Annotated in this window: 16 protein-coding genes; 10 read left to right on the top strand and 6 right to left on the bottom strand. The window is 44.7% G+C overall.

What is annotated here, in order from left to right; genetic code table 11:
- The first annotated feature begins 23 nt into the window (after positions 1-23).
- Genes BW980_RS22735 through BW980_RS22920 form a run of 3 tightly spaced genes read left to right on the top strand, consistent with a single transcriptional unit; the run spans position 24 to position 3,833 of the window.
- Positions 24-2,984: a DUF5060 domain-containing protein gene (locus BW980_RS22735; RefSeq protein ID WP_217694790.1), complete on the top strand. Its 2,961-nt coding sequence runs from the start codon at positions 24-26 to the stop codon at positions 2,982-2,984.
- A 7-nt stretch (positions 2,985-2,991) separates the two neighbouring features.
- Entirely contained in the window at positions 2,992-3,651 is a 660-nt protein-coding gene (locus BW980_RS22795; protein ID WP_076454257.1) for a 3-keto-alpha-glucoside-1,2-lyase-like domain-containing protein, read from the top strand.
- Between the two features lie 2 nt (positions 3,652-3,653).
- Positions 3,654-3,833: a 3-keto-alpha-glucoside-1,2-lyase-like domain-containing protein gene (locus BW980_RS22920; RefSeq protein WP_076454258.1), complete on the top strand. Its 180-nt coding sequence runs from the start codon at positions 3,654-3,656 to the stop codon at positions 3,831-3,833.
- A gap of 51 nt (positions 3,834-3,884) precedes the next feature.
- Here BW980_RS22920 and BW980_RS07320 read toward each other — a convergent pair whose 3' ends face one another.
- The 4 genes from BW980_RS07320 to BW980_RS07335 all read right to left on the bottom strand — a co-directional run bounded on the left by BW980_RS07320 (position 3,885) and on the right by BW980_RS07335 (position 12,467).
- Positions 3,885-5,453, bottom strand: coding sequence for a sulfatase family protein (locus BW980_RS07320; RefSeq protein WP_076454259.1), 1,569 nt, complete (start codon positions 5,451-5,453; stop codon positions 3,885-3,887).
- A gap of 10 nt (positions 5,454-5,463) precedes the next feature.
- Entirely contained in the window at positions 5,464-7,035 is a 1,572-nt protein-coding gene (locus BW980_RS07325; protein WP_076454260.1) for a DUF4955 domain-containing protein, read from the bottom strand.
- Positions 7,025-8,248, bottom strand: a complete 1,224-nt coding sequence (locus BW980_RS07330; RefSeq protein ID WP_076454261.1) for a glycoside hydrolase family 88 protein — start codon at positions 8,246-8,248, stop codon at positions 7,025-7,027. Before BW980_RS07330 ends, BW980_RS07325 begins: the two co-directional genes overlap by 11 nt.
- A 139-nt stretch (positions 8,249-8,387) precedes the next feature.
- Positions 8,388-12,467 carry a hybrid sensor histidine kinase/response regulator transcription factor gene (locus tag BW980_RS07335; protein ID WP_076454262.1) on the bottom strand — a complete coding sequence of 1,360 codons (4,080 nt, stop codon included), beginning with the start codon at positions 12,465-12,467 and terminating at the stop codon, positions 8,388-8,390.
- Positions 12,468-12,661: 194 nt separating this feature from the next.
- Here BW980_RS07335 and kduI point away from each other — a divergent pair, with 194 nt between their 5' ends.
- From kduI to BW980_RS07350, 3 genes are read left to right on the top strand one after another with little or no spacing between them, the layout of a single operon-like run.
- Entirely contained in the window at positions 12,662-13,501 is an 840-nt protein-coding gene (gene kduI / locus BW980_RS07340; protein WP_076454263.1) for a 5-dehydro-4-deoxy-D-glucuronate isomerase, read from the top strand.
- A 2-nt stretch (positions 13,502-13,503) separates the two neighbouring features.
- Positions 13,504-14,298, top strand: coding sequence for a gluconate 5-dehydrogenase (locus BW980_RS07345; protein ID WP_076454264.1), 795 nt, complete (start codon positions 13,504-13,506; stop codon positions 14,296-14,298).
- Positions 14,299-14,302: 4 nt separating this feature from the next.
- On the top strand, positions 14,303-15,499 hold the full coding sequence (locus BW980_RS07350) for a DUF4861 domain-containing protein (RefSeq protein WP_076454769.1): 1,197 nt from the start codon (positions 14,303-14,305) through the stop codon (positions 15,497-15,499).
- 52 nt (positions 15,500-15,551) lie between these two features.
- Here the strand turns inward: BW980_RS07350 and BW980_RS07355 are convergent, their stop codons facing one another.
- Positions 15,552-16,124, bottom strand: a complete 573-nt coding sequence (locus BW980_RS07355) for a sugar O-acetyltransferase (RefSeq protein WP_076454265.1) — start codon at positions 16,122-16,124, stop codon at positions 15,552-15,554.
- A 69-nt stretch (positions 16,125-16,193) separates the two neighbouring features.
- Positions 16,194-16,667, bottom strand: a complete 474-nt coding sequence (locus BW980_RS07360; RefSeq protein WP_076454771.1) for a nucleoside deaminase — start codon at positions 16,665-16,667, stop codon at positions 16,194-16,196.
- 396 nt (positions 16,668-17,063) lie between these two features.
- Between BW980_RS07360 and BW980_RS07365 the strand changes: the two genes are divergently transcribed.
- The 4 genes from BW980_RS07365 (at position 17,064) to BW980_RS07380 (ending at position 26,502) form a co-directional block, all read left to right on the top strand.
- Entirely contained in the window at positions 17,064-19,826 is a 2,763-nt protein-coding gene (locus tag BW980_RS07365) for a helix-turn-helix and ligand-binding sensor domain-containing protein (protein ID WP_245799987.1), read from the top strand.
- Between the two features lie 264 nt (positions 19,827-20,090).
- Positions 20,091-23,129, top strand: coding sequence for a SusC/RagA family TonB-linked outer membrane protein (locus BW980_RS07370; RefSeq protein ID WP_076454267.1), 3,039 nt, complete (start codon positions 20,091-20,093; stop codon positions 23,127-23,129).
- Positions 23,130-23,141: 12 nt separating this feature from the next.
- Positions 23,142-24,680 (top strand): RagB/SusD family nutrient uptake outer membrane protein, encoded by a 1,539-nt coding sequence (locus BW980_RS07375; protein ID WP_076454268.1) that lies wholly within the window; start codon positions 23,142-23,144, stop codon positions 24,678-24,680.
- A gap of 25 nt (positions 24,681-24,705) precedes the next feature.
- Positions 24,706-26,502: a LamG-like jellyroll fold domain-containing protein gene (locus BW980_RS07380; protein ID WP_076454269.1), complete on the top strand. Its 1,797-nt coding sequence runs from the start codon at positions 24,706-24,708 to the stop codon at positions 26,500-26,502.
- Positions 26,503-26,529: the final 27 nt, after the last annotated feature.

Genomic DNA, 26,529 nt, shown 5'->3' on the forward strand with positions numbered 1-26,529 from the left:
ATGAACTCAAAAATAATGAACCTATGAAACTACGACACATGAAAAAACAATTCACGCTTTTTTGGTCCCTGATGACCTTATGCTTACTTTTTTCCGCATTTAAACCCCATCGACAAGAGGTCAAGGTGCATACTGAAGAAAAAGGCCATGTGGTTGTAGAAGCCGAAGATTTCTATAAGCAAACCAATACCGATCAACGAAAATGGTTTGTGGTCGATAAGGGCTTTACCACCGATTTAAAAGCCAACGACGGCGATTTACACACCCAAGGAGCGAATGGCGGTAAGTATATAGAGATTTTACCCGATACGCGAACCAACCATGACGAAAAGCTGATCGTTGGGGTCAACTTCTCCAATGAGCCTGGTAAAATCGGTATCTTACACTATAAGGTCAATTTTTCTACACCAGGGAGATATTATGTTTGGGTACGGGCCTATAGCACGGGTAGCGAAGATAACGGGGTTCATGTGGGAGTTGACGGAACCTGGCCTGAATCGGGGCAGCGCATGCAATGGTGTGAAGGTAAAGATGCTTGGACTTGGGGCAATAACCAGCGTACAGAAGAAAGGCACTGTGGTATTCCAGGGTTTATTTACCTCGATATAGATAAGGCGGGCGAACACGACATCCAGTTCAGTATGCGTGAAGACGGTTTTGAAATGGACCAGTTTATTTTAACCAAGGACAGTACTTTCCATCCCCAGAAAGAAGAGACGGATTCTTCGGATAATAAGGGCTTATTGGCTACCGTAAAGGATGTGAGGCCGAGCGCTAAAATTTATCCTGCACAATGGTTCAAGAGTACAAAAAACTCTTTTTATAACGATAAGGAGTGGTTGGCCATAGACCCTGAAAAATTTAAAGAGGCCGAAGCCTCCCTTGCCTTTGATGGAGCCCAAGGAGACTATGACGTCGTATTGTTTACCGTAGGTGAAAACGATGGCCGCTCGGTTTATACCTTGAAAAAGAACGATCAAAGTTTTCAAGATTTTAGAACGCCCCTTAGCAGTAATATGTTTGAGGAAGGACTTGAGTACGCGAAAGTATACTCCAATATAAAGCTAAATGCCAATGATGTTATAGGGGTGAAGGCGGTTCCCAAAAGCAGGGACGGTAAGGAGTTTAGCCGTGCCCGATGGAGCGGATTGGTATTGGTGAAGGCCGGTACGGGTAAAAAATTGATACAAGAATTACAGCAAGAAATGGCAGCCCGAACCCAAATGCAAATTACGGGCGAGCTTAAGAAGTGGCACAAGGTAACCTTGACCTTCGACGGCCCAAATACCTCTGAGGATGCAGATTACAATCCGTTTATGAACTATAGGTTTAATGTAACCTTTACCCATAAGCAGAGCGGTAAATCATATTTGGTACCGGGCTATTATGCCGCCGATGGGGATGCCGGACAGTCTTCCGCCAAGGAAGGCAACAAATGGCGTGTACATTTTGCACCCGATGAAACAGGTGAATGGACCTATAAAGTTGATTTTAGAAAAGGAAATTATGCGGCCGTGAGCACCAAGCCCAATACAGGGTTAAGCGGTTCTTATATGGATGGCGCAACAGGTAGCTTCAAAATAGGGGAAACCGATAAAACCGGTAAGGATTTTAGGGCAAAAGGAAGGCTGCAGTACGTAGGCGAACGTTATTTGAAATTTGCTGAAACTGGCGAGTATTTCTTGAAACAGGGCCCCGATGCTCCCGAGAATTTTCTATCGTATGCCGACCTTGACGGAACTTTTAAGAACGACGGACATAAAGATAATATGGTGAAAACTTGGTCGGCCCACTTGCAAGATTATAAGCAGAACGACCCTACATGGAAAAACGGAAAGGGGAAAGCCATTATCGGAGCCTTGAATTACTTGGCGTCTAAAGGCTTGAATTCCGTTTCGTTCTTGACCAATAATATCGCTGGAGACGATCAAAATGTTTTTCCGTATGTCGATTACGATACCTATGATCGAATCGATATTTCGAAAATGGACCAGTGGGAAATTATTTTTGAGCACGCCCAAAAACTGGGATTGTTTTTACACTTTAAGATGCTTGAAGTGGAAAACCAAGGTCTATTGGATAATGGAGGGGTAGGAGCAAACACTAAACTGTACTACCGAGAGCTTATGGCACGCTTCGGACATCACTTGGCATTGAACTGGAATCTTTGTGAGGAAAACGGGGAGTGGGTAAGCAATCCTACAACACCGCCGCAGGAAACGGAACAACGTTTGGCCATGACCGCGTATTTTAAAAAGAACGACCCTTATCACCATCATTTGGTCATCCACAACGGAATTGAGTTTGATGATTTGTTAGGGCCTGACAGTGGTCTTACGGGACCTTCGGTACAGACCAACAAAGATGACTTCAGTAGGGTCCACAAGTCGGTATTGCATTGGCTCGATGCCTCTAAAAAAGCAGGTTTCCAGTGGGCCGTAGCGGTCGATGAACCCGGTGATGCCCAGCATTCATTGATTACCGATGGAGAAGATCCGGATCACGATAATGCCCGTAGAAATGCACTTTGGGGCACTTTTATGGCCGGCGGATGGGGCAATGAATGGTATTTTGGATATGCGCATCCCCATTCAGACCTTACCTGTGAAGACTATCGTTCTAGGGACCTCTTTTGGGACCAAGCGGTACATGCCATGGATTTCTTTAAGAACAACGATATTCCTTTCTGGGAAACAGAAAATAGAAACGACCTGGTGGGCAATAGCAAGAATGAAAACACGGTCTACTGTTTGGCCAAGGAAAATGAGGTCTATGTGGTATATTTAAATTCACGGCCCACGGCCCAACTAGATTTGTCCCATGCTTCCGGAGAGTTTGAGGTACTTTGGTTCAATCCTAAAAAAGGAGGAGACCTTAAAAAATCGAAGGTTAAGAAAGTAAGTGGGGGAGGTATGGTCGACCTTGGGAAATCTCCCGATAAAAAACAGCTTGATTGGACTATTTTAGTGCGAAGGGCTAAATAAACGCTAGATGCAATACTTGAGATTTATTGCCGTAGCGGGTATAACCGTTTTCCTTTTCTCTTGTAAGGCCAAGAACGTTTCGCCGTCCGATTCCGCTAAGGATGAGGACGGTTACGTTTCCCTTTACAATGGAAAGGATATGGCGAACTGGAACATTATGTGCCGAGACAAAGCACCCGGCTTGGCCGAAAAGGTGTTTTCTGCGGGCGATAATGGGGAAATGCATGTATATAAAAATTTCCCCAATGGAGACCGAAGGGGTACGGGAAAAAATGGTACCCATTGTATGTTTTTTACCAAAGAGAAGTACAGTCGCTACAGCTTTAAGTTTGAATATAAGTGGGGTGATAAAGTGTTTAATAATTATGATAAGTTTCAGTACGATGCCGGAATGTACTTTCATGTTTTCGACGTGAATATTTGGCCGAAGGGATTGGAATATCAAGTGCGTTACGATGATATTCGTAACGAGAACCATACCGGCTGTGTGTGGAATTCGGGGGCGAGCTTTGATTGGTACGGAGATCATTCGGAGGCGAACCCTAAACTAAGGACCTATCTTTCAAAAGAGGATGGGGGCGTGGCCCAAGAACATCGCGGAGGGGAAAGGCCCATAAAGATGCGGAGTACCATGCGCTTGATGGACAATGGAACCAATGCGAGGTAATCGTGATGGGTAACGCGTATGCCATTTACAAACTCAACGGAAAAGTGGTAAATGTGCTAAGCAACCTCAGTCATTCCGAAGGGGAAATAGGCTTACAGGCAGAAACCGCTGAAATATTTTATAGGAACATAAAAATCAAGGTCTTCGATGAAGCAAGGCCTATGAAAGACTTTTTAAAGTAGTTTTTATAGTTTAAGTAATAGTGTTGTTAAGTTCAAAGATGTAAGGGTACCTTATTCGTACCGTATAACATCTTTGAACTTTTTTTGTTGGTACCAAGGGTCGTTGGTCCGCTTTAATTCCGAGCCTAAAAGCTGTAAAAGCGCGGCGGCTTCTTGGGGCCTTTCGTCAAGACCCAACCTTTTCAGCTGATAAGGGTCTTTTAGGTTGTCGTAGAGATAGATATCCTTATCATCGGGTGTTCCGTTCTTGGGGGCCGCCCTTTGGTTTACGCAAAGGGTGTAGCGGTCGGTAAGTATGCCCCTCGATTTGGCAAGCATAAGTAAAACCCCTTTTGGCTTTTCAATTTTTTTATTGTTGGAAGCGACTATAAGAGGGGAGAAATCATATCCCTGAACCGCTTCTGGAATTTTTTGTTCCATACCCGCCAATCCCATAACGGTAGGCAGCACATCCGGAACGCTGAAAAGTACATCGTTGATGCCTCCGGCCTTTATTCCCTTAGGCCAATGTACGATATAGGGTATGGCCAAGGCTTCGGTCTCAAATACATTTTTACCCTCCTTACTATGACTGCCCAGCATTTCACCATGGTCTGAACTGAAGATGATGATGGTGTTGTCAAGTTCGCCGATTTCTCTTAGGGTTTTCATTACTTCACCAATATAATGGTCTACGCTAGTGAGGTTGGCAAAATAATGGCGTACATAGCTGGCTACGTTTAAATCGGTATTTTCACGTACCGCCAATAAGCTGTCTTGCGGAAACTTATCTTTATTGTAATATTTAGCCAAGGTTTCCATGTCGGTGTTTTCATCGTTCCAAGGATTATGTGGCGGGTTGATCGACCACATCATAAAAAACGGCTTGTCGGAATCGCGAACTTTCTGCTTGTTTTCAAGGTAAGCCTTGATTTTTTCGGCTTCGTTCTTGGGTGTAAATGTTTTGGGTTGGTGCAATTCGCCATCTTTTTTTCCCGCTATAGTATTCGGGTCGTTGCTGTAGACCAAGGGATCATAATGCGTATCTCGAATAGATTGGTAAAAATACTCGATACTATGGCGAGATTTCCCTGGAGGCACATAAGTGTCGTACCGATTGATGTAGTGCCCTCCCGGTTCCTCGGTAGCGCCTACGTAAGTCCCGTTTTCATCGAACAGGGGTTCGTTCTTAAGCCAGTGGCATTTGCCAAAGTAGGATGTGTTGTAGCCCGCTTCATAGAACAAATCGGTTATCGTGGGGATGTCGTCTCTTAAACTTTCGCTCCGGTCTTTTCTGCAATTGTTCCATATCCCGTTTTGTTCGGGATATCTTCCCGATAAGATCATACCTCTTGCGGGGCTACATAGGGGGAAATTGCTCACCGCTTGGGTGAAGACCATCCCATTTTCGGCCAATTGGTCAATATTAGGGGTGATTACGGGGTCGGGTTTTCCTATGACGTACTTTCGGTATTTCTCCTTAGACCAAAAACCGGCACTGTAGCGCCTTAATTGGTCAGGGTAAATGATCAAAACATTGGGCTGCTTTGTATCCTTTGAAGCGGTAGCTATAGTTTCTTTCTTTTCGGCACATCCCACAGTAAGAAGCAAGGCTGTCATTATCGTAACTATTCGTATCATGGCAGGTCGTTTATATTTTTTTGCTAAGCTGTTTTTTTAAGTCTTGTATCCATTGGGGCAATTTGCCCAAGCGCAATTGCAGTTGTGCTTCGAACAAGGATTCGGGCCGTACGGGGCTGCCTAGGCCTTCTATCAATTGCACTTCGTCTTCTTTAAAGGTGGTGCCGGCCCCATGAAATCCTACGATAATAGGGGGAACCATACGCCAGTAATAGGTTTCGGTAGCGACAAAAGGAAAATGGGTTTCAGCTTCATCGGTTTCCTTATAATTCCACAATACGAGATGGCGTCCGTGGTTCGGTAAGTTTTGTATAGCGCCGCCGGCCCTTCCCTTGAAAAATCCACCTTCAACCTTGTCGAAAAGGGTACAGCGAGGTTGTGAGGCATGCGATTCAAAACTGGTGTGTGCGGGGTGTTTCGACCGCCAGATTACCGTACCTGTAGTGCTGCCCCCGCCAACGCCCGAGGCATGTTGCATGCCGGCCTTGTCAACGATATGGGCCAGTAGAACCCCTGTGGAGCCACCGCCTACGGTAATGGCGCTATGTCCTATTTTTCCGTCGATGACTACGTTAATGGCGGTAGTTGCCGCCGAATGAGAAAAATATATGGCCCTGTTGATATTGGTGAACCTACAGTCTTTTACCCAAGAATCTACGAGTCCCGATAAGTTTAAAATACTCCACCCGCCATCGTCTTGTGCCGATCTATGGTGTACGAACTCTTTTTTCCAATTGCCTTCGAAATTTAGGTTTTCAAAGCCCACATGGGAAAGATGGGGAAAGGTATATAACTTCCAGTTTTGTCGCTCGGAAATGCTATAATGGATAGGGTCGACGAAAGTAAGGGTATTTCCCGATACCGAAGCCACCTTATGGCGTTCGTTGACCTGTACGCCCTCTTCTATGATAGTCTTCCATTTGGGGTTTAACGGAAGCGGGTGGATGTCTTGGGCAACAAATTCAGGGTCGTTATCCTTAAGCTGTACAATGACCCAATCGCCCTTTTTAATTTGTGATGCATCGGCAACCTCTATGGTATGGGTTTCCCTTGTGGCATTTCCTCTGATATCGGTTATGAACCGACTTTTTTCGGAAGCCTTGGTCTGTATGGCATAGGGGGAGGTCCATATTTTTTTGGGAACAGTGGGGGGCATATCGCGTTCAAAGAACAGGATGGCCTTTTCGGAAGTCTTTTTCGGTCCCCGAAGAACGATGTTGGATGATCTGATCTGTATGGGGTCTAAATCGTCGGTAGGGGTGTTGAAATGATATCTTCCCGCAGGAAAATAGACTATTCCGCTTCCGTTTGCCTCGGCAGCCTTGATGGCTTCAACGACAGCCTTTTTATCGGAAATACCGTCATCGGCCCGCGCCCCGAAATCCTGTACGTTAAAAACTTGGTGTTTTTCTTCGGGAATACCGGTTTCACTGAACTTGTAGCCGGCATAGGAAAAATTGGGCAATATGGGTTCGGTATGCGATTTCGTGGCATTCTTATAATTGGTCCATACCGGGGTTTCCTGTGCAGCGCAGCCCATCCCTATAATACAGGAGAACAAGCCAACAAGTTTAATCTTCATGATACTGTTCTTTATATCTTAGTAAAGCTTCAAGGTAATAATAATCGGCATAGTTCAGCGGAACATCGATTTCAGCTTTATGAGGAATGCTGCCCACACTATGCTTAAGGATAAAATTGTGGTTGGTGCCGATCGGGGCGGTGAATTCATCTGAAGCCAAGGCGGTTAAAATGGTTTCCACCTCATTTTTATAGGCATCATTGGTATATTGGTTCAATTCTAGCAGTGCCGATGCGGTGATGGCCGCGGCCGATACATCATAGGGTTCGTCAGGTATATTTTCGGCGTGATAGTCCCAGTAGGGAATACCGTTTTTTTGCGCCTCCTGACCGTTGATATAGGCAGCGATTTTCTTTGCCATATTCAAGTATTCGGGATTTTTGGTATAACGGTAACAAAGGGTATAGCCGTAAAGTCCCCATGCCTGGCCACGCGACCAAGAGCTTTCGTTGGAAAAGCCCTGTGCCGTTTGTTTCGATCGTACCGCTCCGGTTTCGGGGTCGTAATCGATTACGTGATACGAGCTGTTATCGTCCCTGAAATGATTTTTCAAGGTAGTTTCGGCATGTGTAATGGCTATCTCTTTGTACTTGGGGTCGCCTGTGTATTCCGAAACCTTAAAGAGCAGTTCAAGGTTCATCATATTGTCTATGATCACGGGAAACATCCAACCTCGTGTGGCCTGCCACCCTCGGTCAACGTCCCAACTTTTAATGCAACCTACTTTGGGGTTAAAACGGGAGCAAAGCGAATCGGCCGCTACGATCATCACTTCTTTAAAGGCTTCATTTTTGGTAAGAAGGTATCCGTTACCGTAGGAAGTGTTAAAGACAAAGCCCAGGTCGTGATTGGTGGTTTTGTATTTATGGTCTTCGTAAAGGGCTTGGAATTTTTCGGCCCTTGTTTTCCAAATATCATCATCGCTTGCTTTGAAAAGGTACCATAAGCTACCGGGAAAGAAGCCCTCGGTCCAGTCAAATTGTTGTCCGGTCCAATGCATTTCCCCCTCTGGGGTCACTGTTCTGGGGATGCGGTTTGCTTGTTCCGCAACTTTAGATTGCAGGTCTAATTGTTTGGCCGCTTTGATGAGAATTTCATCGACATTAATAGCGGTTGTTTCTTTGTGGTCAGGTTTAGTCCCTTCTTTTTTAAAAGCACAGCTGCACATTAACAAGGCCATTGCGGCATGTAAAACGATCTTTGTTAGTTTCATTGCTATAGATTATGAAGGCAGGTCGCGATTAAATGTATGGGCGTATTTTGTTTCCTGTCTTCGGTTTGGTGCTAAACTACCACCGATACTGCTTTTCAAGGGGGTGGAAATGCGTTTTTAAAGGGGTGTTTTTAGATTTTTAGACACGCTCAGGGTCAAAAGGCTGTTGTTTTTTATAGGCGGAAGGCGTTTTTCCGTAGACCTTCTTAAAACAGGCCCTGAAATATTTGATGTCGTTAAAGCCTACTTCATAGGCCACATCGTTAATGTTCAATTCGGTTTCCCGTAAGAGTTGGCCCGCTTTCTTGAGGCGAATGCCACGAATGAATTCCGATATGGTATTGCCGGTTAGGGCCTTGAGTTTTCGGTATAGTACCGATTGGCTCATGTTGATATGTTCACTAAGGAAACTGGCATTGAGTTCGGCGTTCGAGAGATTTTTCTCTACAATGTCGACCGCATTTTTTAGAAAGACCTCGTCGGTAGATACCAACTTCAGTTCACTGGGTTCAAGAACCAGGTCTTTTCTGAATTTCTTGGCCAGTTTTTTTCGGGTAGCTAGCAGGTTTTGTACCTGTAATTTTAAGAGGTGGGCTTCAAAAGGTTTGGTAACGTAGGCATCGGCTCCCGTTTCGAATCCTATTTTCTGAATTTTGGAAGAGGTTCTAGCCGTGAGAAGGATTACGGGAATGTGACTGGTAAGTACGTCGGACTTCAAGGACTCGCACATTTCAATACCGCCCATTTCCGGCATCATCACGTCGCTAATGATCATATCTATGTTCTTGGTCTTGGCCAGTTCTATTCCCATTCGACCGTTATTGGCCTCTATCACGTTAAATTCGTCATTGAAGATTCCCTTTACAAAGGTTCTGACCTCTTTATTGTCTTCGACCACCAATATGGTCTGTTTGCTGTCGTCTAGGTTCGGGGCGGTTTCGATTTCATCTTTGACCCAAGTCGATTTTAAAATTGAGGGGTCGTAATAATCTAAAAGGTCGTTTTCTTCGGAACGTTCATCATAAGTGAGGTCTTCGGGTTTTAAATGGGCTTTGCCCAAAGGAAGGCGAATCGTAAAACATGAGCCTTTACCGAGTTCACTTTCTACGGAGATTTCACCGTGGTGCAGGTCTACTATATCTTTGGCCAAGGCTAGCCCTACACCTGTTCCCGAACGTAAATCGTTCTTCTGGCCCAATTGAAAATAGCGGTCAAAAACAAATTCGATGTCTTTTTGGTTGATGCCGCTTCCGGTATCTTTTATTAGGATATCGACCGAATCGTCTTTAGCTTCGATTTGTATACTTATTTTTCCGTTCGGAGGGGTAAATTTAAAGGCATTGCTCAAGATATTCAGAATCACCTTTTTCATTTCGATACGGTCAAACCAAACTTCCAATGGCGGTTCGGGGGCTATAAGCTCAAATTTGATGCCTTTGTCTTGGGCAAGTTCGTCAAAGGATGCCTTGGTGTCTTCTAAGAACGGTATCACATCATTCTTTGAGAAGGCCAGTTTCAGCTTTCCGTTTTCGGCCTTTCTAAAATCTAATAATTGATTTATAAGTTGAAGTAAAATACGGGCATTTCGTTGCATACCGCTCAATTGTCTATGTAGCCTCGGATCATCTTTTTTCTCTGCGAGAAGACGCTCTAGTGGGGCCGTAATTAAGGTTAACGGAGTTCTAAAATCATGCGATATATTGGTGAACAACTGTAGCTTTAAGCGGTTCAGTTCCTGCATTTGGGTCTTTTCCTGTCGTTCCCTTCTGAGATCGTGCCGTTCTTTGATGCGGATAAGGGTATACCTTCTCACCAGCAAGAAAATCCCCCCAAGGGCCAGGAAGTAGAGTAGGTAGGCCCACCAAGTCTTCCAAAAAGGTGGGTTTATGGTTAATTCAATGGATGATACTTCCCCATTGAAGATACCGTCACTATTGGAGGCCTTTACGAGAAAGGTATAGTTCCCCGGGTCTAGATTGGTATAGGTGGCTTTTGTTTGGTTGCCACTGAAATTCCACTTGGTATCGAAACCATCGAGTTTATAGGCGTACTTATTGTTTTGGGGCCTTGAAAAATCGAGGGCCACATAATCGAAGGTAATGTCGTTTTCGTTGTGCTTCAGTTCAAAATGTGAAGCGGAGGGGGCTATGGTAATTTCCGAGGCATTGGCAATTTTCAATTTTTCAATAACGACGGGAGCGATAAAAGAATCGCGTTCTATCTCTCTAGGGTCGAAAATGGTAAAACCATTGACCCCGCCAAAAGCCAATTTTCCGTTTTGCGTCCGTAAATGGGCGCCGTAGTTGAATTCATTGTTGACCAAGCCATCGGCCCGTGAATAGTTCTTTATTTCCCCGCTGTCGATGTTCAACCTACTGAGTCCTTTGTTCGTACTAAACCATATATGGCCCAGATCGTCGGGTAAGATTCCGTAAATGACTTCATCGGGAAGGCCGCTGTTGATGCCATAGCGGGTGGTCTCACGGGTTTCTAGGTCGTATTGGTACAGGCCGTCACCTTCGGTACCGATCCACAATAGGGTGGGGGTAGAGGCGTAAATACTAATTACCTTCTTGATGTCATAAGGGTCATCACTTTCTTTTTTAAATGCTATCCGGGTGATTTCCCTTGAATCGACCGAAACGGAACCTAGGCCGTTTTCTCCTCCAACCAGTATACTACCATCGGGTTGGGACTGGGTAATGACCGAAACAAAGGTGCCCAATATGTTTTTAGGGTCTCCTACCCTGAAGCTGTTTCCTGATTTGATATCGTAAAAATTCAATCCTCGGTTGTCGGTGCCCATCCAAACATTGCCGTAGCGATCTTCGAACAGACAGGTAATACGGTTTTTGTTAGGCCTTGATGTGGGGGTGGCTATCGAGTTCCAATCTTTAAACGAAAGTTTGTCATCTTGAAGCGAGGCGTAAGAAAGTCCTTGGTCATGGGTGCCTACCCAAAGGTTGCCGAACCGGTCTTTGGTCATGGCCTTGACATTGTTGCTGGCAATGGAATTCTTTTCGGAATTGACATGGGTAAAATAGGTAAACTTCTTCTGTGAGGTGTCGAAGTAATTGAGCCCGCCGCCTTCGGTTCCGATCCAAAGGTTGTTATGATCGTCTTCAATAATCGAGCTGACCACGGGATAATTTAATCCGTTTGAGCCGATTTGGTAATTTTTGAAAATGCTTGATTTTCGGTTCAGGTAGCTGATTCCGCCCGCCCAAGTACCGATCCATAGGTCTCCCCTAGAGTCGGCCGTGATGTCGTATATGGAATTCTGGCTTAGGCTCTTGGGATTGTCCGGATCGTTTTTGTAAAGGGCCCAACGCTTGGTTTTACGGTTGAAGATATAGAGTCCGTTGTACGTCCCTACCCATAAGTCCCCTCCGTCTTCTTCATGGATGGTGCGAACGGGACTGTCTATGCGTAAGGCTTCTTGGGGAGCCAGAAGGTTTGTAAAGGCTTGTTTTTCTTCATCAAAGTACGCCAGGCCTCCGTTATAGCCCAGCCAAATAGTGTCCTCTTGGTCCTTAAATAGAACGGTGTGGTAATTTTTAGTTTTTTCAGGCGATTGGTCCGAAGGGTAGTCGTAGGTTTCTACTTGCTCATTGGTATCGTTATAGAAGCAAACTTTTTTAGGGGTGCCAAACCAAAGTTGGGTCTTTTTAGGGTTTAGAACGGAAAGTACCTCTAAGTCGCTGTGCAATTGGTTGAAATGGTAGACTTCCCCTGATACCGTATTCATACGTATAAGGCCTTTTTCGGAAGCCACCCAAATATGTTCTTCATCGGCGGGGACAATGTCGAAGGTTTCCCCTTCAAAAGGTCTGTCTCCATTATTGGGCATACGCACACGGGTAAAGTCATCCGTATCGGGATTGTATTTGTTGAGTCCGTTTTTGGTTCCCACCCAAACGGTGCCCTTAGGGCCGAGGTAGAGCACTTTTATCCAGCTGTTGCTAAGGCTGTTTTTGTTCGTAGCATCGTAGTAGTAGTTTTTGAACTTTTTGCCGTCGAACCTGTTGAGTCCGTAGCGCGTGCCGAACCAAAGGAAACCTCTGGTATCTTGAATTATTGAAACCACGGAACGCTGTGAGAGTCCGTCTTCGGTAGAGTAATTTTTAAACTCCAGTTCGTCTGCAGTTGCATCAGGTATTTGGGCCTGAGCTTGTCCGAAAAGGGTCAAAAATATAAGAATGGTGAAATGAAATTTCATGGACTGATTTGGTTTCTTAGGCCAAAAGTTAACGAATCTTTTGTTACCTCACCAGTCTATATTGTGCTAGGGAGGCTTATAGGCGATAAAAACGTATACACCCCCTGTTTTAAAACGATATCCCCCTTATGTTTAGTACGGTTAAGGCTACTTTTATGTGCTGAAATTCTAAGAAAAACAAACCCTTATTAGATATGAATGTGAATTATGAAACGCGCTATGCCTCGAGTCCGGAAGCGGTAAAAAAATACGATACGACTCAATTGCGTGAAGAGTTTTTGATTGAAAATTTACTGGAGCCGGGAAGAATTAACATGACTTACTCCCATTACGATAGATACATTACCGGGGGAGTCGTTCCGGAAGCGCCTTTGACCCTTGAGGCGATAGATCCGTTAAAATCGGACTATTTTTTAGAACGAAGGGAAATAGGTATAATCAACGTTGGGGCTTCGGGAAGCATCGAAGTTGACGGTAGCGTATACGAACTCGATCATAAAGATGCCCTTTATATAGGTCAAGGGGCCAAAAAGGTAATATTTGAGAGTAATGATGCCAATGCCCCGGCCTTGTTCTATTTTAATTCCGCTCCCGCACATAGGGCCTATCCCACTAAAAAAGTAAGTAGGGCAGAGGCCAATACATTAGAGTTGGGTAGCTTGGAAACGGCGAATCACCGAACCGTCAACCAAATGATCATTGGGGGAATCGTTACCACCTGCCAACTTCAGATGGGAATGACCGAACTAAAGACCGGAAGTGTTTGGAATACCATGCCGGCACACGTTCACGACCGTCGTATGGAAGTCTATTTTTATACCGATGTGCCTGAAGACCAATCGGTTTGTCATTTTATGGGGCAACCTCAGGAAACCCGTCATATTTGGATGCAGAACCACCAAGCGGTCATCTCCCCACCGTGGTCTATCCACTGTGGGTCGGGTACCTCGAATTACACTTTTATTTGGGGTATGGCCGGAGAGAACCTCGATTACAACGATATGGATGTGGCAAAAATAACGGAACTACGATAGATATGAGCATTTCTTTATTTGATTTAAAAGGAAAAACAGCCTTGGTTACGGGCAGTACACACGGTTTGGGTATGGCTATGGCCAAAGGTTTGGGCAATGCGGGCGCTACACTGATTGTGAACGGAAATTCATCACAAGAAAAGATAGACGCAGCCTTAAGGGAATATAAAAAAGAAGGTATTACCGCCCACGGATACAAGTTTGACGTAACGGATGAGCAGGCAGTGATAGAAGCGATCCAAAAAATAGAAAAGGAAGTCGGTGAAATCGATATTCTGGTCAACAATGCGGGAATCATCAAAAGAACGCCCCTTGAGGATATGGAAGTGTCCGATTTTAAGCAAGTTATCGACGTTGACTTAGTGAGTCCGTTTATTGTTTCAAAGCACGTGGTAAAAGGCATGATGGCCCGTAAAGAAGGGAAGGTCATCAATATTTGCTCAATGATGAGCGAACTGGGGAGAAATACGGTAGGAGCCTACGCCGCAGCCAAGGGCGGACTCAAAATGTTGACCCAGAATATGGCTACGGAATGGGCCAGACACAATATACAGGTGAACGGAATAGGACCGGGGTATTTTGCGACTTCCCAGACCGAACCTATTCGGGTCGATGGGCATCCGTTCAATGAATTCATTATCAATAGAACACCGGCCGCCAAATGGGGCGACCCCAACGAGCTTCAAGGTGCCGCAATCTTTTTAAGCTCCAAGGCCAGTGATTTTGTCAACGGACATGTACTGTATGTCGATGGGGGGATTTTGGCTACCATCGGAAAACCTTCTAACGAGAAATAAAGCTATGACACGAAAATTCTTTTTTACCTTGGGTGTATGCGGGGTCTTCTTGCAGTTGGGATGTACTGAGGCCACAGAGGACCGCTATCGTATTGAAATCGTCAACCCCTTGAATGAACCGAGGGCGCTTGAAACGGTGGAAATCGATTTAGCGGCAATACCTTTTGAGGACGCTATTCGGGCGTCAGCAAAATCGTACGAAATCCTTGATTTGACTACCCAAAGTAAAGTCACCTCACAAGTAGTCGATTTGGATGGTGATGGAAGTTTGGACCAACTCTTGTTTCAGCCCGAGGTCGATGCCGGAGAGAGCAAACTATTTGAAATAATCGCTTCCGAAGAAAAAACAATTGAGGAAGCCGATCCCCTTTGTTATTCAAGGTTCGTTCCCGAACGTACCGACGACTATGCATGGGAAAACAATCGGGTTGCTTTTAGAACCTATGGTCCAACAGCGCAAAAATTAAACGAAGACGGGGTCCCCGGCGGTACCTTGTCCAGCGGGATTGATGCTTGGTTGAAAAAGGTAGATTATCCTATCATAAACAAATGGTACAAAAAGGAACTCGAAACCGACGGCAGCTATCATGAGGATACCGGGGAAGGTCTTGACAATTTTCATGTAGGTGTGAGTAGGGGAGTAGGCGGTATAGCCGTAAAGAGGGATTCAAGCTACCACGTTTCCAAGAATTTCACCGGTTATGAAACACTTACCACGGGACCTATTCGCACTAGCTTTGTTCTAAAATATGAGGATTGGAATGCCGGGGAAGATATAATAAAGGAAGAAAAGCGCATTTCACTCGATTATGGATCCAATCTGTCTCGATTTGAAATTAAGGTTAGGGGAACGGATCAGGTTTCAGTAGGCTTGACCATGCATGAAAATGACGGCCAAGTGAGCGTAGCCCAAGATAAAAGCTATGTAAGCTATTGGCAGCCACATGAAGATTCGGAATTGGGAACCGCCATTGTAGCCGGGCCCAAACGTATTGTAGCGGTGGAAGAATACCAAAACGGCCGCCCTGATGAAAACAATGTCTATGCGGGCCTTGGTGTACAAGAGGGGAGCGTAGTATACTATGCAGGTTTTACATGGAAGGAAAGCAAGCAATTTGCCAATGCGAAAGAATGGGAAAATTACTTGGAGGACTTCTCGAAAAAAATACAGTTTCCCCTTCAGGTAAAGTATCTGAAATAAAGGGATGCCTCGATAGGGATAAAAAATGGGGATTTCTTGTTTCTCCCTTTACTTACAGGCTTCTGATAACTTTACAAGGGTTGCCATAAGCTAGTACATTATCCGGTATATCCTTGGTGACAACGCTACCGGCACCTATGGTTACGTTGTTGCCAATGGTTACACCGGGAAAGATAACGGAGTTGCCGCCGATCCATACATTGTCACCGATCATAACAGCTTTGGTATGGGTTAAATAGCGGGAGCCGCCTCCTTCTTCGACTATCCGGTCCGAAGCCTTTATTGGGTGTGTGGCGGTATAAATCTGTACATAGGGAGCGATCAGGCCATTTTGGCCAATGCTGATCTTGTTGTTGTCTATAAAGATGCAATTGGTGTTTACAAAGGTGTTTTTTCCAATAGAAATATTGGAGCCATAATCACAGAAAAAGGGTGCTTCAATCCATACACCGGAAGCCTTGAACGATAGTAATTCGGTCAAGAGCCTTTCCCTTTCCTCGAGTAATTCGGAGTCTAGGCTATTATAGGCCTGTAGTAGTTTACGGGCCCTGTGATACATTTTGAGTAATTCCGGGTCACGCGAATCATATGCATCGCCCTTCATCATCTTTTCTTTTTCGGTCATGGTAGTTTAGGTTGGGATAATGGATAAAGGGCGAAACTATTGTTTCGTTTTTGTCTTCGGATATTTCCTCTAGTACTTCGTCTTGTCGTTTTTTGAGGCCCAATTGTCAAAGACCTCTACGGCTTCGTCCCGAAGCATTTGTTTAAAACCTATTTGCCGGTCTTCTATATTTTTGTCCAGTTCGTCATAAATAAATTGGTCATCGAAATCTATGGCTTTGGCATCTGCTTTGTCACAACCGTAAAAAACCGCTTTGGGTCGGGCCCAGTAAATAGCGCCAAGGCACATGGGGCAGGGTTCGCAAGAGGTATAAATAATACAGTCGGTCAATTGAAAACTGTCCAATTTTTGACAGGCTTCCCTAATAACTACCATTTCGGCATGGGCGGTAGGGTCGTTCGTAGAGGTAACCTTGTTATGTCCTTCCGCAATTATTTCGCCGTCTTTAACGACTACGGCGCCAAAAGGACCGCCTGCATTTGAGTTCATTCCCTTTGCGGCCATTTCAATGGCACGTCGCATAAACATCTCGTGTTCTTTCATTAAATCCATAAAATAAAACTATAAGTTGTTGATACCGTGACTGTACGAAAGAAAAGTGCTTGTTCAAATGTACTTCCTTACAAGTGTCTCGTCCAGAAATAAGGGTATATGCATCAATTTAATAAAGGTGTAAATTACATTTTTTTACGGGTTTTTGTAAGCCTTTTTTAGAGGCTGTGCCCGTTTATATCTATGGGATGAAAGCGTATAAAACGATTCTTGGTAAAAACTAGTTTTTTACAACTTGGCTTGTGGTATTTTAGTCACATTTTTGTAAGATCACGATATACGCAGGGTTTTCGCCTAAGAACAGCGTACCCAAGCTTCCATAAACTACCTATCTTTGTTCGTAATTTTGGTGGCTTCGAAGCCCTTTGTTTAATATGTAAAGAAGAGATGTTGATGAGATTTGGGTATTACATATGTTCCCTTATATTGTTTTGGTCCTTAAGCCTAGGCGCCCAAACCTTGCTGCCCCCAATTTATAATTATAAAGTCTTTGAGTACAACGCCGGGGCGCAAAACTGGGGAATTACGGTAGATGATAACGGAAGGGTTTTTGCGGCCAATGACAAGGGGCTACTTTCCTTCAACGGCGAAGAATGGCTACTGAACAAACTGCCCAATGCTACGATACTTCGTTCGGTGGCTTCGGTTAAGGATAAAATCTACACCGGGTCTTACGAAGAATTCGGATATTGGCAGACCACGGATGAGGGAGGACTTGATTATACTTCGTTGACCCACCTTATTAAGGACCATACTTTTACGAGTGAGGAATTTTGGCAGATACAGCCTTTTCAAGATGCTATATTTTTTCGTTCATTTTCCACCCTATACAAATATGAAGAGGGGCAGATAAGCGTTATAAACCCCGATTTCGTTATAACGGGCTTGGCCGTCTACGATAATAAGGTCTACGTAGCGGCAAAAAATATGGGACTCTATTGGCTCAAGGGACAAAAATTAGAGCCCATAGCTAACAATGGGATATTTAGGGACCAGACCATAACTGACATGGTATCTTTTGAAGGGGGACTTTTGATTGGAACGCAATTGAATGGTTGTGTGGTTCTTAATAATGGAAAATTTACCCCTATTGACAAAAATATGAACGACCGGTTAAAGGAATACCAGTTGAACAAAATTCTGCCTTTGGACACCGGAGAAATTGTTTTTGGAACAATCAAGAACGGACTATACCTTTTTGATTACAACAAAGGAATATTTCGCAACCTCAATAGAAAAACGGGACTTCAGAACAATACAGTGCTTTCTTTGGCTAGGTTCAACGATCAGTTCTGGGTGGGTTTGGAAAATGGTATCGACCGTGTACAAGTGAATTCCCCCATTACCTTTTATACCGACCATACGGGAGCCTTGGGCACGGTACACGATGTGGCCATACAGGAAAACACCATGTATTTGGGAAGCAATACGGGTATCTATTACTTTAAGGAGGATGAATTGCATTTTTTTGAAGGTTCACAAGGCCATGTTTGGGACGTTGAGTCGATCGGTGGCGATGTTTTGGCCGGCCACAATACCGGAACCTTTAAATTGGAAGGTGAAAAGCTGGACAAAATATCGGATCGGGCAGGTGGGTATCAGTTTGTTAAAGTACCAGAAACGAACGATGTCTTTTTGCAGGGCACCTATACGGGGGTGGCCAAATTCAAAAAACAGCCTAACGGACAATGGGATATTAGTACGGTTTTAGGCATCGATTTTCCGGTGAAGCAACTGTGCTTTGAAGATAAGCGGACCATTTGGGCCGCCCATCATTATAAGGGACTGTTTCGCTTTCGGTTGAACGCCGATTTATCGAAGGTAGAGGAAAGGAGGGTTTTTGATACGTCGGTACTCCCTAATATTTATAATGTAAAACTGTATCACATCAAAAACCAGATTGTTTTACAGAGCGAGGGCCAATGGTTTAAGTATGACCCCTTGGTAGGTAAAATAGATGTTTTAAAGGAGTTTGAACCCTTTACGGCTAAGTCCTTGATCTATGCCGATGGAGAGCATTTCTGGTTTTTAAAGGACGGCGAAACCAAAGAACTTTTATATACCGATTTACGTGAGAATGCCATTGCTATCAGCGAGGTTCAGTTGAACCAGCGCTTGATGCCCGATATGGAACGGGCCGTTAGGCGAAACGATTCTACATATCTTTTGACTTTGAGCGATGGCTTCGCCCAAATGAACCTGACCCAATTGCAACGCCAGTTGCATAGCGCGGTGATCCCCGTGCCGGAACTTTCGTTTTTTCGAGGCCATGATAGGCGCTATTCCGTCAACGATACGGTGTTTGAGGTAGCCTATGCCGAGTCCCATGATTTACGGTTTCAGTTTGCGGCCCCGCGTATGATCCAACCGAGATACTACTATGAGCTCAAAGGGCCGTTGCGTCAAGGAGCATACACTACCGAGGGTACCCTTAATTTTCAAAATTTACCCCATGGGAGGTATGATTTGAACGTTCATACCGTAAGTATGGATAACCGAAAGAGCGCCCCAAAGACCATTACCTTCAATATAGCTCCGCCCTGGTACCTTTCAAATTGGAGTATGTTGGGGTACTTGATGTTGGTAATAGCCGTGATTTTGGGGGTGAGAGGGTACAATCGACAAAAATTAAAAAGAAAGCACGAACTTTTAAAAATACGTTTACAACGCGAGCAAGACGAGCGTTTGGCACAGTTGGAGAAAGAAAAGTTGGAAAAGGAAATCAAACGCAAGCAGACCGAACTGGCCCGAACCACCATGAGCGTGGCCAAAAAGAACGAGCTTATATTGGAGCTTAAGGATTTGATGGTGCTGAACAAGGATGCCTTTCCGAACAAGCAACGTTACCGCTCCCTGACCAAGAAGCTAGATGGTTCGATCAATGAGAATGAAGATTGGAAGAATTTCGAGGTCAATTTTAAAGAACTTCACGATGACTTTTTTGACAATTTATTGCAACAGTTTCCAAAACTTACACCTAAAGATTTAAAACTTTGTGCCTATTTGAAGATGAATCTGACCAGTAAGGAAATTGCCCCGCTTATGGCTATTTCTATTCGCGGAGTGGAAATACATCGGTACCGTTTACGAAAGAAATTGGGGATAGATAGTTCGCAAAACCTATCGAATTTCCTCATCAAGTTCAAATAGGGGGGCTTAAAGTAAGTCCAATTCCTACATATCTAGTTTCTATGGAATTAAGGCACTACATCACTACTACATCATACTGTTAAAGTTTTAAGTTTATTCCGCTTTCACATTACTGCAAATATCGTGTATTACTGGGTTTAAGTGCCTTAATGGGCTTGATGTACTTTTTATGTAGCCTTTCTCAAAAGTGTGAGGGGGTGGAATTGATAACTTGTGCTTGAATTTAACGTATTGATAAATTTATAACTCAACTTTTAGACAATTATGAAAATAAGAAACATTTTTTTGTTGATATGCTTCTTTTTGTTTCAGGTGGTATCGTTTGCTCAAGACGATATTACCGTTACGGGTACAATTAGTGATATCAATGGAGAACCATTACCGGGAGCGAGTATTGTGGTCGAAGGTACCACGTCGGGCACCCAAACTGATTTTGATGGCAACTACCTTCTCAACGGTGTGTCAAACGATGCGACATTGGTAATTAGCTATATAGGTTTTACCACACAAAAAGTTACCGTGAACGGGCAAACTAACATCAATGTAAGTCTATCTGAAGATGCACAAGCCTTAGACGAGGTGGTCGTTATCGGTTATGGTGAAATGAAGTCAAAAGACCTTACGTCTTCCATTACAACGGTAAAGGCGGAAGAACTAGCGGCTACACCTACCAGTTCGCCCATGCAGGCGCTTCAGGGCAAGGTGGCGGGCCTACAGGTGGTGAGTAACGGTAGTCCGGGCCAAGGGCCTACTATTCGGGTGCGTGGTATCGGTTCGTATGATACCGATGCCTCTGGTCCACTTTATGTTGTGGACGGAATGTTCTTTGATGATATCGATTTTTTGAATACTGCCGATATTACCTCTATCTCAGTTTTGAAAGATGCTTCGGCCGCCGCAATATATGGGGTGCGCGCCGCAAACGGGGTCGTTCTCATCGAAACCAAATCGGGGGCATATAATAAAAAGGCAGAGATTACTTATGATGGGTATTCGGGTTTTCAAGTGGCACAGAACGTTTTAAAACTCGCCAACTCCGAGCAATTCGTGACCTTGGCACAAGAATCCGGTTCGGCACCTGATATCGAATTTATCGACAATGCCATGCAGCGCTATGGGCGGAGCAGGATTAACCCTAATGTGCCTGATGTCAACACCGATTGGTACGATGAAATTTTAAGACCGGCCTTGATACAAAACCATAGTTTGGGGGTTACGGGAGGAAGCGATAATGCTACCTATGCCATTGGTGCCAACTATTTTGGACAACAGGGTATCCTTAAAATGAAGAATGAATATGAGCGTTTTAACCTTAGAAGTAAGATCGATTTCAAGGTAAACGACCATTTGACCATTGGGGGAAATACCGTCATCAGTAACGCAACCCGTTACGATGCCGAAAACTCGGCCTTTCGCTTAGCCTATTATGCGGTTCCGATCCTTCCTGTATATGATGAAAACCTAGTCGGAAATGAAAATGTATTTCCTACCAACTATGCCAATGCCCAAGATTTGGGTTACCGCGGTGGGCAGAATCCATTTCCGACCATGGACAATAGTGAGCTCCGCTCTAAAATCAGGAACGTACTGGCCAATTTTTACGCCCAGGTACATATCATTCCTGAAAAATTGACCTTTAAGACGGCCTATAACCACAACTTTGAGACCGTTGAGCGTAGAGAAGTGCGTTTGCCCTATTTTATCGGCAACGGATTTCAGCGGGAAAATGCGGAGCTTATCAAGCGCAACGATACCTATTCCAATCAAATATGGGACAACACCTTAACCTATACCGAGTCTTTTGGTAAACACAACCTAACCGTTCTTGGAGGTTCTTCTTTCAGGGATGAATCCTTCGAGCGATTGGAGGCCAAGGGCTTGAATTTTCCATTGTCGGGTGAAGAGGCTTATTATTTAGATCAAGCGCAGACTATCGTGCAGGATGATGTGAAGGATGATGGTCGCCGTGAGTATGGTTTATCATTTTTCGGTAGGGTTTCCTATAACTACGATAATAGATACCTGTTGTACGGTACTTACCGTGCGGATGGAACCAATAAGTATCAGGAAAAATGGGGGTATTTCCCAACGATCGGCGCAGGATGGGTGGTTTCCGAAGAAAACTTTATGCAGAACAACGGCGTTTTCGACTTTTTAAAATTTCGAGGCAGCTGGGGTAAACTGGGGAACGATAAAGTACCTGGTAGCGAAGGCGCCATTACCTCTTCTGTGGTCACCACGGCTTTTGGTGATACTATGGTTAGCGGGGTGAATACGACAAGTAATTTTACGGCCCTAAAATGGGAGGTTACCGAAGAGGTGAACCTTGGCCTATCGGCACGTACCCTTAAGAACAGGCTTTCATTGGAGGCGGATTATTATGTGAGGGATACCAAAGATGCCGTAATTCCTATTGAAGTTCCTTTAATTCCTGATGCAACGCGACAGAATGTAGGTGAAATTAGAAATCAGGGTCTGGAATTGGCGTTAAACTGGAATGACCATGTTTCGGATGACTTTAGTTACTCATTGGGGGCCAATTTTTCCACCTTGAAAAATGAAGTACTCGACACCGACCGTCAATTGAATATTGATACAGGTTCTGCCGAATTCAGACAACGGACCCGGGTTGGTGATCCCGTTTTCTCCTTCTTCGGTTTGGAAGTCGACGGCGTCTATCAAAACGATGCGGAAATTGCTGCCGACCCTGCAGCACAAATAGAAATCGCCAATGGAAATGCCATTGTTCCCGGGGATTTGAAATTTAAGGATCAAGATGGGGTAGATGGTATTACCGCAGATGACCGCGTTATGTTGGGCAATTATTTGCCAACCTATTCCTTTGGCTTCAATATGGGATTTAATTATAAGGGATGGGATTTCTCGGCAGCGGCATTGGGCCAAGGCGGAAACAAAATTTTAAACCGTAAACGAGGGGAGGTCATTTTTACCAATGACACCAATTGGGATCGCGATTTTGCCTTGAACCGCTGGCATGGTGAAGGTACGTCAAACAGTTACCCTTCTTCGGCAGGTATCAGAAAGGGATGGAACCAGCAATTGAGCGATTTCTTTATCGAGAAAGGCGACTTCTTTAGGATCCAGAACATCACCTTAGGGTATACCATCAATAAGAACGGGGCTGCAAAGGGTATTCCGCAGACCCGGATCTACGTAACGGCCGAGAAACCTTTGTCGGTTTTCAATTATAACGGTTTTAACCCTGAAGTATCCAATGGAGTAGACAACGAAACTTATCCAATTCCGGCTATCTATACGATAGGTGTAAATATTAAAATATAAAAAAGAGCGACTATGAAACGATTTATAAAAATTTCAAAACCTTCCCTAGTGTTGCTTTTCGTCTTAGCTGTTTGGGGATGTACCGATAAGCTTGACGAACCTGAACTGAACAATAATTTTGCCGGGGGAACGGACTTTACCGATTCATCGGGGATGTTACTGTCTGCCGTTGGGGCCTATGAGGCTTTTTATTCGAGGGGGTGGGAGCAGCCTTTGATCATTTCCGTTCGGGGCGACGATGTAAATTCCGGTGGTTTGGGCGATCAGCCCGAGTTTACCGAAATGGATAAATTCAACTACAGTAAAGATCATTGGATGGTGAATTCCCTATGGGAAAATATTTATGCCGATGTCATTTCCGCCCATACGGCCATGGAACAGATTGTACGCTACCAAGAATTCGGTTCCGATGAGGAAATTGCCTTGGGGAACCAGTACATAGCCGAAATTCAGGTGTTGCGCGGTATGATGTTGTTTCAGATTTCGCAGGTGTATGGCGATGTATTCATTCCTGAGTCCTCCGATACCGAGCTATTGTTAGAGGTGGAAAGCTTACCGACCAAGGCGGAAGTGATGCAACATGTTTCCGATCAGATGGATTTGGCCATTCCACTTTTACCCGAAATGCGTCCCAACGAACGCACCGATTTAAAAGGTGGGGTGACCAAATATACGGCCTTGGCAATTAAGGCCTTGGCAAACCAAGAGCTGGAAAATTACCAAGCTGTGGCCGATGCCACCGGAGAGATCATAGCTTCGGGTAAGTTCAATCTTTACCCAGATTTCTATGAGTTGTTTAAAACTCCGGGCAAGTTGAGCGACGAGAGTATACTCGACCTGCAATATTCCGATTTTAATCAAGGGGAAGGTGACCGATTCGCCCATTTGTACGCTCCTTACGGTCCGCTAAACTGGACACCCGCTGTGGAAGGGGCCGCAAGTGGATGGGGATTTTATGAGCCTAGCTTCAAGTTTATCAAATTTATGTTAGACCGTGGCGAAACCGTGCGTTTAGAGACTAGCGTACTCTTTACCGACCGAGGTATTGCCGAATTACAAACCGACCCCGCCTATTCCGATCTACCTTCTTTTATGACCAATGTTACTAGGGACGGAGATAAGATAAACGATTTTTCAAGGGGCTATTTTTCAAGTGGGAAACACTACCTGCCGTCCAATCAGCTCATTGCGGGAAGAACTGCCTATGGTAGTAATAAAAACTATACCCTTATCCGTTATGCCGAAATCCTACTGATGTATGCCGAAGCTTTAAAGCAAGGGGCTTCAAGTTCTGTAATGACTGCCGATCAAGCGGTAAACTTGGTACGGGAAAGGGCCGGAATGCCCGCTTTGTCCGGTGTGACCTTGGATCAGATTGTAGATGAAAAATTTGCCGAACTGGCTATGGAATGGGGAAAACGTTACTACGATATGCTCCGATTGAAAAGATACGATGAGCTAAGCTATGACGGACGAACCTTTACGGAAGACAAGAAATACCTTCCTTATCCACAGCCGCAAATAGACCAGTTTCCCGTATTGGGCAATTAATCGAATCAACTAACAAATCAGAAAGATGAAAAATATCAAAAACATAGTATCGTGTCTGATGGTCGCTACACTTTTTTACAGCTGTGACCAAGGTATCGATGCCTTAACAGAAGTCGAGCCTGGTACAGATGCCTCGGCTCCGACCATTACCGTTACGTCACCCGCTGAAGGTGCTGCCGTAAAAGTGAATGAAGAATTGGCTACCATAACCGTAAGGTTTCAGGCCGAAGACGATATTGAGTTGGGTTCTGTAGAGGTTCTGCTTGACGGAAAAAGAATAGGCAACTACAGTACTTTTAAAGATTACCGTAAGTTGATCGTAGATGATTTAGTGTACGACCAGCTTGAAGATGGAACGCATCAACTTACGGTTATTGCTAAAGATTTAGACGGCAAATCGACTAGTGAGGTAATCAATTTCACCAAAGAACCGGCCTATATATCAAAGTACCCTGGTGAGATATTGTACATGCCCTTCGATGGGGGATATGTCGACCTGCTCAGCTTCGAAGAAGCCGAACAAGTCGGGTCTCCGGCCATCAGTGAAGAAAGTTTGGCTGGAAGTGGAGCGTATGCCGGTGCTGAAGGGGCTTATCTTACCCTAGACCCCGAACGATTTAAGAATACGGAGTTAAGTGCCATCTTTTGGGTAAAGTTAAATGCGGTGCCCGACCGTGCCGGTATTTTGGCCATGAGTCCGCCGCTCGATGATGCAGGAGGAAATGTACTGACCAGTGGTTTTAGGTTCTTTCGTGAGAATGCCAATGGCCAACAGCGATACAAGCTAAACGTAGGGGAAGGGGACAAGAATACTTGGTTTGATGGTGGTGAAGCTGCGGAAATAGACCCAGCTTCGGAAGAATGGGTCAATCTTGCCTTTACCATTTCCGGTTCGGAAGCCGTGGTGTATATCGATGGACAAATTGTTTCTCAAGGACCTTTGGGAGGAATCGATTGGAGTGAGGTCAATGTACTTTCCATAATGTCGGGAGAACCTAATTTTTCGGGATGGAACCATAAATCGGACCTAAGCTTAATGGATGAGTTGCGCATATTTGACCGTGCGATTACCCAAGATGAAATCAAACAGATCATTCAAGATGATTCGGGGATCGTAGTTTCTGATTACCCTCCCAATTTTCCGGGCGAGATGTTCTACATGCCTTTCGATGGTAGCTATAAAAATTTGTTTACTGACATAGCGGCTGATCTTGTCGGCACCCCTGGTTTTTCTGAGGATGATGTAATTGCCGGTGATGCTTCCTACATGGGGGCTACGGATTCTTATTTGACCCTTCCTTCAAACGGATTGACTACCGATGCATTTAGTGCTACACTTTGGTATAAAGTGGATGCCTCATTGGGTAATGGGGGCATCTTGGTAATGAGTCCCCAAGACACTGAAAAAGAGGGCTTCCCCGAAGTACAAAATTTAAGGACCAGTGGTTTTCGTTTCTTTAGGGAAGGGAATGCTACAAGACAGGTCTTTAAACTGAATGTTGGTACCGGTGAATCTGACGTATGGCTCGATGGGGCAGATGCGGCAGCTATAGATCCGACTACGGCGGGTTGGGTTCATTTGGCCTTTTCTATTTCAGAAAGCGATGCCGTACTCTATATTAACGGAGAGCTCGTTGCCCAAAATAGCGTAGACGGCGGTATCGATTGGTCGGGTTGCGATATACTTTCAATAGGTTCGGGAGCACCTCGGTTTACCGAATGGGGCCACTTGTCCAACGAAAGTCTGATCGATGAGCTTCGGTTTTTCGATAAGGCCTTGAGCCAAGAAGAAATACAGGAGATTATGAACCACAATTTGTAATTCCCAAGAAAACCTGTCTGAAAATCA

The organism is Zobellia uliginosa (genome assembly GCF_900156625.1).
In the GTDB taxonomy this organism is placed as follows: Bacteria; Bacteroidota; Bacteroidia; order Flavobacteriales; family Flavobacteriaceae; genus Zobellia; species Zobellia uliginosa.

Bases quoted from the DNA above. Each gene is read 5' to 3' on its own strand.
- BW980_RS22735 (WP_217694790.1), top strand. From the start codon at position 24: ATGAAACTACGACACATGAAAAAACAATTCACGCTTTTTTGGTCCCTG.
- BW980_RS22795 (WP_076454257.1), top strand. From the start codon at position 2,992: ATGCAATACTTGAGATTTATTGCCGTAGCGGGTATAACCGTTTTCCTT.
- BW980_RS07320 (WP_076454259.1), bottom strand. From the start codon at position 5,453: ATGATACGAATAGTTACGATAATGACAGCCTTGCTTCTTACTGTGGGA.
- BW980_RS07325 (WP_076454260.1), bottom strand. From the start codon at position 7,035: ATGAAGATTAAACTTGTTGGCTTGTTCTCCTGTATTATAGGGATGGGC.
- BW980_RS07330 (WP_076454261.1), bottom strand. From the start codon at position 8,248: ATGAAACTAACAAAGATCGTTTTACATGCCGCAATGGCCTTGTTAATG.
- BW980_RS07335 (WP_076454262.1), bottom strand. From the start codon at position 12,467: ATGAAATTTCATTTCACCATTCTTATATTTTTGACCCTTTTCGGACAA.
- kduI (WP_076454263.1), top strand. From the start codon at position 12,662: ATGAATGTGAATTATGAAACGCGCTATGCCTCGAGTCCGGAAGCGGTA.
- BW980_RS07345 (WP_076454264.1), top strand. From the start codon at position 13,504: ATGAGCATTTCTTTATTTGATTTAAAAGGAAAAACAGCCTTGGTTACG.
- BW980_RS07350 (WP_076454769.1), top strand. From the start codon at position 14,303: ATGACACGAAAATTCTTTTTTACCTTGGGTGTATGCGGGGTCTTCTTG.
- BW980_RS07355 (WP_076454265.1), bottom strand. From the start codon at position 16,124: ATGACCGAAAAAGAAAAGATGATGAAGGGCGATGCATATGATTCGCGT.
- BW980_RS07360 (WP_076454771.1), bottom strand. From the start codon at position 16,667: ATGAAAGAACACGAGATGTTTATGCGACGTGCCATTGAAATGGCCGCA.
- BW980_RS07365 (WP_245799987.1), top strand. From the start codon at position 17,064: ATGTTGATGAGATTTGGGTATTACATATGTTCCCTTATATTGTTTTGG.
- BW980_RS07370 (WP_076454267.1), top strand. From the start codon at position 20,091: ATGAAAATAAGAAACATTTTTTTGTTGATATGCTTCTTTTTGTTTCAG.
- BW980_RS07375 (WP_076454268.1), top strand. From the start codon at position 23,142: ATGAAACGATTTATAAAAATTTCAAAACCTTCCCTAGTGTTGCTTTTC.
- BW980_RS07380 (WP_076454269.1), top strand. From the start codon at position 24,706: ATGAAAAATATCAAAAACATAGTATCGTGTCTGATGGTCGCTACACTT.